The organism is Pseudokineococcus sp. 5B2Z-1 (assembly GCF_037482305.1).
Taxonomy (GTDB): domain Bacteria; phylum Actinomycetota; class Actinomycetes; order Actinomycetales; family Quadrisphaeraceae; genus Pseudokineococcus.
Genome location: NZ_JBBHZG010000001.1, coordinates 6546 through 19267 on the forward strand (window position 1 = coordinate 6546; position 12722 = coordinate 19267).

At 79.3% G+C, this 12722-nt stretch carries 8 protein-coding genes; 5 read left to right on the forward strand and 3 right to left on the reverse strand.

Going from position 1 to position 12722, the window contains the following annotated elements; all coding sequences use genetic code 11:
- The 4 genes from WDV85_RS00045 to WDV85_RS00060 form a co-directional block, all read left to right on the forward strand.
- Nucleotides 1-3803, forward strand: a 3803-nt coding sequence (locus WDV85_RS00045; protein ID WP_339568685.1) for an FtsK/SpoIIIE domain-containing protein, incomplete at its 5' end; no start/stop codon positions are given.
- Between the two features lie 503 nt (nucleotides 3804-4306).
- On the forward strand, nucleotides 4307-4813 hold the full coding sequence (locus WDV85_RS00050; RefSeq protein WP_339568686.1) for a GNAT family N-acetyltransferase: 507 nt from the start codon (nucleotides 4307-4309) through the stop codon (nucleotides 4811-4813).
- 262 nt (nucleotides 4814-5075) lie between these two features.
- Nucleotides 5076-5489, forward strand: a complete 414-nt coding sequence (locus WDV85_RS00055) for an ATP-binding protein (protein WP_339568687.1) — start codon at nucleotides 5076-5078, stop codon at nucleotides 5487-5489.
- Nucleotides 5490-5677: 188 nt separating this feature from the next.
- Entirely contained in the window at nucleotides 5678-6439 is a 762-nt protein-coding gene (locus WDV85_RS00060; protein ID WP_339568688.1) for a SigB/SigF/SigG family RNA polymerase sigma factor, read from the forward strand.
- Between the two features lie 51 nt (nucleotides 6440-6490).
- Here the strand turns inward: WDV85_RS00060 and WDV85_RS00065 are convergent, their stop codons facing one another.
- Complete coding sequence (locus tag WDV85_RS00065; RefSeq protein WP_339568689.1) at nucleotides 6491-6988, reverse strand: hypothetical protein; 498 nt, start codon at nucleotides 6986-6988, stop codon at nucleotides 6491-6493.
- 403 nt (nucleotides 6989-7391) lie between these two features.
- Between WDV85_RS00065 and WDV85_RS00070 the strand changes: the two genes are divergently transcribed.
- On the forward strand, nucleotides 7392-7640 hold the full coding sequence (locus WDV85_RS00070; protein ID WP_171202901.1) for a WhiB family transcriptional regulator: 249 nt from the start codon (nucleotides 7392-7394) through the stop codon (nucleotides 7638-7640).
- 139 nt (nucleotides 7641-7779) lie between these two features.
- Here the strand turns inward: WDV85_RS00070 and WDV85_RS00075 are convergent, their stop codons facing one another.
- Both WDV85_RS00075 and WDV85_RS00080 read right to left on the reverse strand, forming a co-directional pair.
- Complete coding sequence (locus WDV85_RS00075) at nucleotides 7780-9261, reverse strand: sensor histidine kinase (protein WP_339569429.1); 1482 nt, start codon at nucleotides 9259-9261, stop codon at nucleotides 7780-7782.
- A 79-nt stretch (nucleotides 9262-9340) separates the two neighbouring features.
- Nucleotides 9341-12722 (reverse strand): NAD-glutamate dehydrogenase domain-containing protein (locus tag WDV85_RS00080; RefSeq protein ID WP_339568690.1); only part of this gene is annotated, 3382 nt, incomplete at its 5' end.

Here is a 12722-nt window from a genome sequence, read left to right on the forward strand (position 1 = left end):
CCCGCGCCGCCCGGCTCGCGCGGGCGGCGCGGGCGGAGGCCGAGCGAGCTGTCCGCGCCGAGGAGACGGTCTCGCGCGCCGCCTCGCCCGGGGCCTCGGACGTCGTCCTCGCCCTGTCCTGCGCCGGCGGCCGGCTGTGGGAGCGCGCCCGCGGCGGGCCGGTCCTGGTATCGGTCGGCACGGGCGAGGCGCCGTCATCCACCCGCGTCGTCGTGGAGGAGGACGGGCGCGAGCCGACGACCCACCGCCCGCTCCTGCGCGACGTGCCGCTGGCCGTCGACCTCCTGGCCGCGGCCCCGGCGGGCGTCGTCGGGTCGCCGGACGCCGTGCTCGCCACCGCGCGGTGGGTCGTCCTGCAGGTGGCCGGCCTCCACGCGCCGTCCGACGTGCGCGTGCTGGTGCTCGCCGCGCCCGGCGCGGGAGCGGGGACCGACGGCCGCTGGGACTGGGCGCGCTGGCTGCCCTCGGTCGGCCCGGCCGGCGTCCTCGCGGAGCGCGGCGAGCGCGAGGACGCCGTCGCCCGGCTCCTCGCGGACGCCGAGGCCCGCGCCGACCGGCCCGCGACCGCCTCGTCCGGCCGGACGGCGCCGCGCACGCTGCTCGTCGTCGACGACGACGAGCAGGTCCGCTCCACCCCCGGCCTCGTGCGGCTGCTGCGAGCCGGAGCACCCGCCGGGGTGCTCGCGGTGGCCCTCGCCCGTGGCACGGGGTCGCTGCCCGACGGCTGCGCAGCCCTCGTGGCGCTCGGCGGGGAAGGAGCCACGGGGGTGCGCGTGAGCGGGCCGCACGGGGTGCTGCAGGGGACCGCGACCGGCGTCTCGGCGGCCACGGCCGCCCGTGCGGCACGGGCGGCGGCCCCGCTGCGGGAGGCGCAGCCCCCCGGCGGGACGGCGGGCGCGCCGCGCAGCGCCCGCCTCGTCGACCTGATGGGGGACGGACGGGCGCCCACGCCCGACGACGTGGCGCGGACCTGGCGCGCCACGTCGGCCGCGGGCGGGTCCACCGCCGTGCCCGTCGGGCGGGACGCCGCCGGGCCCCGGCTCCTGGACCTGGACGCCGACGGCCCCCACGCCCTCGTCGCGGGGACGACGGGTGCCGGCAAGAGCGAGCTGCTGCGGACGCTCGTGACCTCCCTCGCGGTGCACCACTCCCCCGTCGACCTCTCCTTCGTGCTCGTCGACTACAAGGGCGGCGCGGCCTTCGCCGGCGTCGCGGGGCTTCCGCACGTCGCCGGGCTCGTGACCGACCTGGACCACGCGCTGACCGCCCGCGCGCTGCGCTCGCTGGGGGCGGAGGTCGCCCGGCGCGAGCGGCTGCTGCGGGCGGCGGGCGCGGAGGACCTGCGCGCCTACCGGGCGCGCCGGCGCCCGGGCGACCCGGCCCTGGGGCGGCTCGTCCTCGTCGTCGACGAGTACCGCGTCCTCGCCGAGGAGCTGCCCGACTTCGTCGAGGGCCTCGTGCGCCTGGCGGCCGTCGGGCGGTCGCTGGGGATCCACCTCGTCCTCGCCACGCAGCGCCCGGCGGGCGTCGTCGGGCCGGACGTCGCGGCGAACGTCAACCTCCGCGTCGCCCTGCGCGTCCGCGACGAGCACGACTCCCTCGACGTCGTCGAGTCCCGCGCGGCGGCGCACCTGCCGCCCGACGTGCCGGGCCGGTCGCTGTGGCGCGTCGGCGGCGGTCCGCTGGAGGAGGTCCAGGTGGCCTCCACGGGCGGCGCCGGGCCGCGCGCCGCCCGCGTCCGCGCCGTCGCGGGCGAAGGCACCGTCCCCGCGGAGGCCCCCGCGTCGCCGCCGGGTGGCCGTGGTGCCGCGGAGGACGAGGACGACCTCGGCCGCCTGGTGGCCGCGGCGGCCTCGGCGTGGCGCTCCGCCGGTGGCGAGGCCCCACCGAGCCCGTGGCTGCCCCCGCTCCCGACCGAGGTCGCGCTGCCCGCGGCGGCGCCCGGGGACGCCGGGCCCCTCCTGCGCTGGGGTCTCCTCGACGACCCGGAGGCGCAGGAGCAGCGGCCGCTGGCGTGGGACCTCGCGCGCCGGTCGCACCTGCTCGTGGTCGGCGGGCCCCGGTCGGGGCGCACGGGCGCCGCGCGGGCGCTCGTGGCGGCCGCCGCCGCGGCGGGCGCCGACGGGGTCGTCGTGCACGTCGTCGACCCGGCTGGTGGTCTCGCGGACGCCGTCGACCTGCCCGCGGTGGCGTCCGTGGTGGCCCACGACGACGAGGAGCACGCCCGGCGGGTCCTCGAGCACCTCGCCTCCCTGGTCGACGCCCGCCGGGGCGCGGCCGCGGGCGGGGGCGCACCCCACGGGCCGGACGGGCCCGTCGTCGTCCTCGTCGTCGACGGGTGGGAGGTCGTCCAGGCGTCGTGGGAGTCCGCGCAGGGCGGCGCGTGCACCGACCTGCTGCACCGCCTCCTGCGGGAGGGGCCCGCCGCCGGGGTCCTCGTCGCCATGACCGCCGACCCGCGGGTGCTCGGCGGTCGCACCGGCGCGGCCTTCGCGGAGAGGGTCGTCCTGGGCCTCGCCGACCCGGTCGACGCCGTCCTCGCCGGCCTGCCCGCGCGCAGCGCCCCCGGCCCCGGCGCGCCGCCCGGACGCGGCGTGCTCGTGCGAGCGGCCGCCGGCCCCGGCGGCGCGCCGGCGGAGCCGCAGGAGGTGCAGGTGGCCCGCGTGGGTCCCCTGCCGGGCGGTCAGGTCGGCGGGGGCGACCGGACCCCGGTCCTGGGGGCGAGGGACGTGCGCCGGGCGCCGCGCCTGCCGCCCCTGCCGCGGCGGGTCACCGCGGACGAGCTGCACGCCCTACCCGCGCCCCCCGGCCCGCTGTTGCCGTCGCCCCGACCGGCCCCCGGCGCCGCCGTGCCCCGGTGGGCTCCGGCGGACGGGTCGGAGGGCGTCGCCGGTGGCCGTGCGGGCCGAGGCTCCAGCTGCCCCCCGGGTGGGCGCGCGGGAGGACGCGCGAGCGGGGGCGCGGAGCCGCGGCTGCTCCTCGGCCTCGCCGGCCTGGGCGCCCCCGAGGACGCCCGGGGCACCCCCGGTCCCCTGGGCGGCACCCCGCTCGCCGACGTCCGACCCGACCGCGACGGCCCCGTGTGGTCGGTGCTCGGCGCACCGGGGAGCGGCCGCTCCACGGTGCTCGCGGTCCTCGAGCGCTCGGCCGCGGCGGCCGGGTGGGCCAGCGTGCTCCTGAGCCCCGCAGGCGCGGCCACCGCGCCCCCCGGTGGCCGAGCGCTGCGGCCGGCGGTCGGGGACGGCGGCGAGGCGGCCGCCGCACGGCTCGAGGACGCGCTGCGGCGACGCTCGGGCGCCGAGCCGCTCGTCCTCCTCGTCGACGACGCCGAGCTCCTCGAGGGCACGGCGCTCGGGCGGGCGCTGGCCCGGGCGGCCGAGGCGGCCGGTCCGGCCGGAGGCGGCCGGGCGGTGGCCCCGGCGGCCGACGGCGAGGAGGACGGTGACGGAGAGGGCGGCGACGGGACGGGCGTGGGCGAGCAGGACGGGTCGCCCGAGCGCGCGCGGGAGCTCCTCCGGCCCGGCGACCTCGTCGTCGTCGCCACCCGCACCGCCGTCGCCGGGGCGCGCGCCGGCGGGCTGCTCGCGGCCGGCCGGCGGACGCGCAGCGGCCTGCTCCTGGGCAGCCCGGGCGCGGCCGACGGCGACCTGCTGGGGCTGCCGCCGGGCGTGCGGTGGCCGGCCGGGCCACCCGGTCGGGGCCTCCTCGTGCGGCGCGGGCGCCCCTTCGTCGTCCAGGTGGCCGTGCCCGACGCCACCACCGGCGCTCGGGCGGGCGCGCCGGGCGCACCGACCGGTGCCTGAGGTCGCCCGCCCCGGCCCGGTCCGCACGGCCGACCCGGTCCTCGCGGCCGGCCCGGTCCTCGCGGCCGGCCCGGTCCTCGCGGCCGCTCCGGACGGCCTGGTCTGCGCGGACGGCGAGGACGGCGAGGACGGCGAGGACGGCGCGCAGGGTCCCGGCGCTGGCACCCTCGCCGGGGGCGCGAGCCCACGACGTCGGGCGCGCCGCGGCGCCGGGCCACCGGCGTGTGGTCTGCTGCGGACGCGGGCGTCCGGGGTCCCCGGCGCCCGGGCGTGCGGGCCCGGCGCGGCAGCCTCTGCTGCTGCCGCGGGGCGCGAGGCGCTCCCGCCGCAGGAGCGGGCGGCGAGGAGCACCTCAGGCCGTCCGCCGGTGACGACGAGCAGGAGACGACGTGGGCGAGGCACCGCAGGCCGGCGCGCCGCAGGGCGTGCAGCCACCCCCCGGTGGGACGGCGGAGCAGGGGCCGGACGACCCGGCCCGGGACCGTGGCGCGGCAGGTCGCGTGGTGCGCCCCGCCCGCCCCGAGGACGTCCCCGCCCTCGACGGCCTCGTCCGGCGGCTGGCGCTGGACGAGCATGAGCCCGACGCCGTCGAGGCGTCTGCGGACGACCTGCGGCGAGCCCTCTTCGGCCCTGACGCCGTCGCCGGGTGCCTCGTCGCCGAGGTCGGCGGCGAGGTCGTCGGCATGGCCCTGTGGTGGACGACGTACTCGACGTGGCGCGGACGACCGGGCGTCTGGCTGGAGGACCTCGTCGTGCGCCCCGACGAGCGCGGCCGCGGTCACGGGCGCGCCCTGCTGGAGGCCCTGGCGCTCGAGTGCTCGCGGCGCGGCGGAGCCCGCCTCGAGTGGTCCGTGCTCGAATGGAACGAGCCCGCGCGCGGCTTCTACGCCGCCCTGGGCGCCTCGCCCCTCGAGGACTGGACCACGTGGCGGCTGGACCGGGGCGCCCTGGCCGCGCTGGCCGGGGGCGCGGCGGCCCCCGGCGCGCCGGGGACGGCCGCCCCGGCGTGAGCGGCCCGTCGTCGTGCGTCCTGCGTGACCGACCCTGGCCCGCTCGCCCCTCGGCGTGGATGATGTCTCCTCAGCAGGTGGTGGGACCGCGCCCCTGCACGAGCAGACGGCGAGGGCGACGTCCATGGCGAGGGTCGAGCACGACGCAGCCGGGGCCGCGCGTCCCCTGGTGCCGTCGGTCGACCTCTCCGGCCCGCCTCCCGTCGAGGCACGTCCCACCTCGGGGCGGACCTCCGGTCCGGCGCCGCGCGAGGCGGCTCCGGTGACGCCGCCGGGACGCGTCGAGCTCCGGCTGCCGGCCGACCCGGCCTACCTGTCGGTGCTGCGGACCACGGCGGCGGCCCTGGCGGCCCGCCTCGACCTCAGCGTCGACGACGTGGAGGACCTGCGCATCGCCGTGGACGAGGCCGCCTCGCTGCTGCTCGCCCCGGCCGCTGCGGGCCACCACGAGGAGCCGCCGCGGCGACCGCCCGGGGCGGACGCGGTGCTCGAGGCCTCCTTCGACGTCTCGCCCGAGCGCCTCGTCGTCGAGGTGCGCGGCCCGGCGAGCCACCTCCCGGAGCGGGGGGCCGTCGCGTGGGCCGTCCTCGAGGCGCTCGTCGGCGAGGTGCGCACCGACCGCACGCCCCAGGGCAGCACCATCCGGCTCGTGCACGTGACCGGGGGCGCGGCGTGACGCCGGCCGGACGTCCTCGGCGCCGGGCGCCGGGGACGAGCGCGGCGCTCGCCGCGCGGACGCCCGCACCCGCGCCGCGGGGCACTCGGCCCACCGCCGCCCCGGCCCGCGTGCCCGCGCCCGCCCCGCCTCCCCCCATCGAGGCGGCTCCCGTCGAGGCGGCTCCCCTCCAGCCGGCCCCCGTCGACGTGGCTCCCGTCGCGGTGGCGCCCCTGGAGACCGCCCCGGCGTCGACCACGCCCCAGCAGGCCGCGGTGGACGCGCTGGTGCGCCTGGACGCCGGGGACCCGGCGCGGGCGGCCGCCCGCGACCGCGTCGTCGCGGCGCACCTGTCCCTCGTCGAGGCGCTGGCCCGCCGCTACACCGGGCGCGGCGAGCCCTACGACGACCTCGTGCAGGTCGGCACCATCGGCCTGCTCACCGCCGTCGACCGCTTCGACCCGGGTCGCGGCGTGCCCCTCGGCGCCTTCGCCGTGCCCCACGTCCTCGGCGAGATCCGCCGGCACTTCCGCGACCGCGGCTGGGCCGTGCGCGTCCCGCGGCGGCTGCAGGAGCACGGTCGCGCCGTCGCGGACGCGCGCGCCGCCCTCGTGCAGTCCCTCGGGCGCGCCCCCACGGTCGCCGAGGTGGCCCGCGCCTGCGGGCTCGACGAGGAGGTCGTGCTGGCCGCGCTGGAGTCGGCGGGCGCCTACGCCACCGTCCCCCTCGACGACGACGCCCCCTCGCAGTGGGCGGCCGAGGACGCCGGGCTCGCGGAGGTCGAGGACCGCGCCGTCCTTCGCCCCCTGCTGGAGGCGCTGCCCGCCCGCGAGCGGCGCATCCTCGCGCTGCGCTTCGTGCGCGGTATGTCGCAGAGCCAGATCGCGGCGGAGGTCGGCATCTCGCAGATGCACGTCTCCCGCCTCCTGGCGCGCACGCTGGCCCAGCTGCGCGACCGCCTGGCCGACTAGCCCCGGCCCCGCGGCTCCCCGCGCGGTCGGGCGACCCGTGGGCCCCCGGCCTCAGAGCAGGGTGCCGTCCTCCTCCGGGCGCGCGGCCGGCAGCGCCCGCGTCACGGCGCCGCTGGCGAGGGCCAGGCCGACGACCGCCGCCAGGGCCGCCACCCCGAGCGCCGCCCACCAGGTGCTCGAGCCGCTCGTCTCGGCGAGCACCACCTGCACGGCGACGAGCAGCTGGAGGAGCTGCCAGACGAGCGCCGGCGCCCGGCCGCGCCGGCGGCCCCGCGCCATGCCGACCGCGCAGCCGCCGAGCAGGGCCGCCAGGGCGAGGGTCAGCACCGTCGTGCCGACGGCGAGGCCGGCCGACGCGGCGAGACCCTCGCCCGTGCCGACGACGTAGAGGACGGCGACGGCCACGAGGAGCATCGCCTCGACCACGAGGCCCGCGACCACGAGGCGGACGGCCGGGGCGGCGGCCCCGACCGGCTCGTCGACTTCACGCCCGGTCCCCCGGTCCTCCGGGCCGCCGGGCCGCTGCTCGTTCGCGCTGGGGCCGACCACGCCCCCACGGTAGCCAGGCGCTCCGCCACGACCGGGTGACGACGACCAGGCGCCGGTCCTGCTGCGCCCGGGAACACGTCTCCGGTGGCGACCGTTGCAGGCCGCAGCGACCATGAGCGGACGCCGGAGGACCCCGGTGCGGCCCGCCGTCGGGAGGGCCACCGGCCGCCCCGACCCCGGGCGGTTCCGAGCGGGAGCCGGGCCGACACGCAGGAAGTTCCCAGCGTGTGAACCCTTGAGGAACGGCTCCCCCTCTGTGATCCTCGTCCCAGGACGAGGGGCACCGCTTCGGCGGGGCCCCTTTTCGTGGGACACGCTCGTGAAGACCTTCACAAGCGCGGGAGGTCCGAGCCCGTCCCGCCGCACACGACCACCGCCGCACGACCGACCTGGAGGACCACCCATGGACTGGCGCGACAAGTCCGCCTGCCTCGACGAGGACCCCGAACTCTTCTTCCCCATCGGCAACACGGGCCCGGCCCTGCTGCAGATCGAGGAGGCCAAGGCGATCTGCAAGCGCTGCCCCGTCGTGGACACCTGCCTGCAGTGGGCCATCGAGAACGGCCAGGACGCGGGCGTCTGGGGCGGCATGTCGGAGGACGAGCGCCGCGCGCTCAAGCGCCGCGCCGCGCGCGCCCGTCGCGCCGGCTGACACCTCGCCGGCTCGCCACGGCCCACCGCCGCGGCCCGAGGCCCCCGGTCCCGCACGGGACCGGGGGCCTCGCCGCGTCCGGGGTCCCCGCACCGCGCCGTGACGGCGACGGCCTCACCGCGCCGGCACGGGCAGGGGCTCAGCGCACCGCCACCTCGCCCAGCCGGCAGCGCACGCGCACGGCCGTGCCCGGGCCGTCGTCGCGGTTCTCCCACCGGATGTCGCCGCGCAGCTCGCCCCGCACGAGCGTCTGCACGATGCGGCTGCCCAGGCCCCCGCCGCCGGGCGCGCGGGCGCCGACGCGGAAGTCGGCGGGCAGCCCCACGCCGTCGTCGCACACCGCGAGGTCGAGGCGGGCGCCGTCGCGCTCGGCGCGGACCTCGACCGTCCCGTCGCGGTCGGCCAGCCCGTGCTCGACGGCGTTGGTGACCAGCTCGGTGATGACGAGCGCCAGCGGCGTCGCGTCGTTGGGGTCCACGAGCCCGAAGGAGCCCGTGCGGCGCGCCTTGGCGCGCGCGCCGGGGGTCGCCACCTCGGCGGCGAGGAGGAGCCCGGTGTCGACGAGCGCGTCGAAGTCGACGGACGCGTCGTGGGTCTGCGACAGCGTGTCGTGCACGAGGGCGATGGTGGACACGCGCCGCATCGCCTCCGCCAGGGCCGCCTTCGCGTCCGGGGACTCGATGCGCCGCGACTGCAGGCGCAGCAGCGCGGCGACCGTCTGCAGGTTGTTCTTCACCCGGTGGTGGATCTCCCGGATGGTGGCGTCCTTGGAGATGAGCTCGAGCTCGCGGCCCCGCAGCTCGGTGACGTCGCGGCACAGGACGAGCCCGCCGACGCGGACGCCGTCCTCGACGAGCGGCACCGCGCGCAGCGACAGGGCGGCGCCGCGCGTCTCGACGTCGGCCCGCCACGGCGCCTTCCCCAGGAGCACGATCGGCAGCGACTCGTCCACGGGGCCGCTCGTGTCGATGAGCTCGCTCGTCACCTCGGGCAGCAGCCGCCCGGCGAGCTGGCCGATGAGCCCGAGACGGTGGAAGACCGCCTGCGCGTTGGGGCTCGCGTAGAGGACGACGCCGTCGGCGTCCACGCGCACGAGGCCGTCGCCGACGCGCGGGGAGCCGCGGCGGTGCGTGCTGGGGGTGTCCTGGTTCGGGAAGCGGCCCTCGGCGACCATGCCCATGAGCACGTCGGCGCAGGCCATGTACGTGAGCTCGAGCCGACTCGGCATCCGCAGGGACACGGCCGTCGTGTGACGGGACAGGACGGCGACGCGCCGGCCCGCGCGCTGGACCGGCGCCGTGGTCGTCCGGACGGCCGAGTCCTCGTCGTGCTCGGGCTCGCCCTCGCTGACGACCTGCCGCGTGGCCCACGCCTCGTCGACGAGCGGGCGCCGCCCCCGCGGCACCCGGCGGCCCACCTGGTCGTCGTAGTACGCCGTCGGGCCGGTGGACGGGCGGCAGTGCGCGACGGCGACCCAGTCCTCCCCGCCGGAGGCGGGCACCCACAGGACGAGGTCGGCGAAGGCCAGGTCCGAGACCATCTGCCAGTCGCCGACGAGCAGCCGCAGCCACTCGGCGTCCACGGGCTCGAGGTCCGTGGCGTCGCGCAGCAGGTCGCTCATCGTGGGCACGCGCCGACCCTACGGCGCGCGCCCGGCGCCGGGCCGGGCGGCGGTCCGACGGCCTGGTGGCCGCCGCTCGCTACAGCGAGCTGGAGCGCACCGCCCCCCGCAGCAGCCGCAGCGCGACCGACAGGGGCGCGATGTCACCGCGCTCCAGGCGCCGCACCTCGTCGAGCACCCGGCGCGCCCGCTCCAGCGGCCCCGGGTGCGCCGCCTCCCACGCCTCGACGCGGGCGTCGGCGCGCTCGACCGCCGTGCCCGCGGCCGCAGCGGGGCCCTCGGCGGAGGGGACCCCCTGCGCGCCGTCGTGGGCCAGGACGGCGTGGACGAGGGTGTCCAGGGCCGCGTAGAGGTCGTCGCGCAGGGCCCCGCGGGCCAGGGTCTGCCAGCGGTCCTCGCGCGGCAGCGAGGCGATCTGCCCCAGCAGGTCGTCGACGCCGTAGCGCTCGGAGAGGGCGAAGTGCACCGCTGCGACGTCGTCGACCGGGGCGCCGGTGGCCGACGCCGTCCGGGCGACGTCGAGGAGGTCGTACTCGTCGAGCAGCCCCGCGACGTGGGCCGCCAGCGGCTCGGGGAAGCCGTCCGCGACGAGGGAGCCCGCCTGCCGGTCGAAGCGCGAGCGCTCGCGGCCGCGCAGCAGCTGCCCCACGCGCCCGCGGTAGCGGGCGACGACGGGCTCCGCGGCCGCGACCTCGGCGGCGACGTCGAGCGCGCCCGAGCGGTTGTGGACGTACCAGCGCACGGCCCGGTCGAGCAGGCGGCGCAGCTCCTGCGTCGCCCGGGTCTGCGCGGCGGTGGGCACGCGGCCGTCCTGGGCGCGGATCGCGGTGTAGACGCCGGGCGCGTCGAAGACGGCGCGGGCGACGGCGTAGGCCCGCACGACCGAGGCCGAGGACGCCCCCGTCTCCTCGGTCGAGCGGAAGGCGAAGGTGATGCCGCCGCGGTTGACGAGGTCGTTGACGAGGCAGGTCGTCACCACCTGGCGCCGCAGCGGGTGCTCCTCGAGCCGCCCGCCGAAGCGCTCGACGAGCGCCGACGGGAAGTAGTCCCGCAGCATCTGCTGGGCCCACGGCTCGTCGGGGACGTCGGACGCCAGGACCTCGGCGGAGAGAGTGGTCTTGGCGAGCGCCAGCAGGACGCTGGACTCCGGCGTGGTGAGGCCCAGGCCGTCGTCGGCGCGGGCGGCGAAGCCCGCGTCGTCGGGCAGCGCCTCCAGCGCCCGGTCGAGGTGCCCGTCGCGCTCGAGGCGCTGCACGAAGCGGTGGTGCACGGGCAGCAGGCTCGGCGCGAGCACCCGCACGTCGCCGAGCAGGGTGTTCTGCTCGTCGTTGTCGGTGAGCACCAGGCGCCCGACGTCCTCCGTCATCGCCAGCAGCAGCGCGTCGCGCTCGGTGCGGTCGAGGTCCCCGGCGGCCACCACCTGGTCGAGGAGGACCTTGATGTTGACCTCGTGGTCGGAGCAGTCGACCCCGGCGGAGTTGTCGATCGCGTCGGTGTTGAGCGCCACCCCGTGCAGGGCGGCCTCGACGCGGCCGCGCTGGGTGAGGCCGAGGTTGCCGCCCTCGCCGACGACGGCGCACCGCAGGTCGGCGCCGTTGACGCGGATGGCGTCGTTGGCCTTGTCGCCCGCGTCGGCGTGGGTCTCGGTGGACGCCTTGACGTAGGTGCCGATGCCGCCGTTCCACAGCAGGTCGACGGGCGCCTGGAGGACCGCCCGGATGAGCTCGGGCGGCGTCATCGCCGTCGTCGACGCCGGCAGCCCGAGCACCGCCCGCACCTGCGGGGTGATCGGGACGGACTTGGCCGTGCGCGGCACGACGGCGCCGCCCTCGGACAGCAGCGAGCGGTCGTAGTCGTCCCAGGACGAGCGCGGCAGCCGGAAGAGCCGCGCGCGCTCGGCCCACGACCGCTCCGGGTCGGGGTCGGGGTCGAGGAAGACGTGCCGGTGGTCGAAGGCCGCCACGAGGCGGGTCCGCGTCGACAGCAGCATCCCGTTGCCGAAGACGTCGCCGCTCATGTCGCCGACGCCGACGCAGGTGAAGGGCTCGGCCTGCACGTCGTGGCCGAGCTCGCGGAAGTGGCGCCGGACGCTGACCCAGGCGCCGCGGGCCGTGATGCCCATGGCCTTGTGGTCGTACCCGACCGACCCGCCGGAGGCGAAGGCGTCGCCGAGCCAGAAGCCGTGCTCGGCCGCGACGGCGTTGGCGAGGTCGGAGAAGGTGGCCGTGCCCTTGTCGGCGGCCACGACGAGGTAGGGGTCGTCGGCGTCGTGGCGCACGACCCGCTCGGGCGGGCGGACGGCGCGACGACCTCCCTCGGCCGGCGCCAGGTCGTCGGTGACGTCGAGCATCCCGTGGACGAAGGCGGCGTAGCAGGCCCGGCCCTCGGCGGCCCGCTCCTCGCGCCCCACCTCGGGCGCCGGCGCCCCCGTCGTCGACGACGCGAGCAGCCGCTTGGCCACGAAGCCGCCCTTGGCGCCCGTCGGCACGATGACGGCGTTCTTGACGACCTGCGCGCGGACGAGGCCGAGCACCTCGGTGCGGAAGTCCTCGCGGCGGTCGCTCCAGCGCAGGCCGCCGCGGGCGACGTCGCCGAAGCGCAGGTGCACGCCCTCGACGCGCGGGGAGCAGACCCAGATCTCGTGCACGGGGCGCGGCTGGGGCAGCTCGGGCACGAGCCGCGGGTCGAGCTTGAAGGCCAGCGCCGCCCGGCCGTCCCGGGCGCCGGGGCGCTCCGCGTCGTCCGCGCCCGGGCCCTCCTCCTCCCTGCGCCCGTCGACCTCGCGCCCGTCGACCTGGGGCCCGTCGACCTCGGGGTCGCGCTGGAAGGCGTTGGTCCGGGTCGTCGCGAGGACCAGTGACAGCACGGCGCGCAGGGTGCGGTCGGCGTCGAGGCCGTCCACCTCGCCGAGCGCGGCGCGCACGCGCGCGGCGACCCGGGCGGCCGCGACGGCGCGGGCGGGCGTGACGTCGTCGGCGAGCGCGGCCGGGTCCACGCCGGTCTCCTCGAGGTCCTCGGCCGACGGCCCCCCGGCCGAGATGCCGCCCGCCCCGGCGGGCAGGTCGGGGTCGAAGCGCGCGGCGAAGAGCTCGAGCAGCCCGCGGACGATGCCGGTGTGCGCGAGGAGCGTCCGCTCGACGTAGGTCTGGCTGAAGGGCAGCCCGGCCTGGCGCAGGTACTTGACGTAGGCGCGCAGCACCGAGACCTGGCGCCACGTGAGGCCGGCGGCGAGGACGAGGCGGTCCAGCCCGTCGGACTCCGTGCTGCCCCGCCACGCCTGCCAGAAGGCGTCCTCGAGCAGCTCGCCGGGGCGCCCGGGCGGGGCCTCCCGCGCCCACTCCCCGGCGGTGTACCGCAGGCCGAAGTCGAGCAGGTGGGCCTCGCGCAGCGGGCCGGCGACGGCCGGGGTGCCCTCGTCGCCGGTCCCGCCCCCGCCGTCGCGCGCCCCGGCGTCGCCGGGC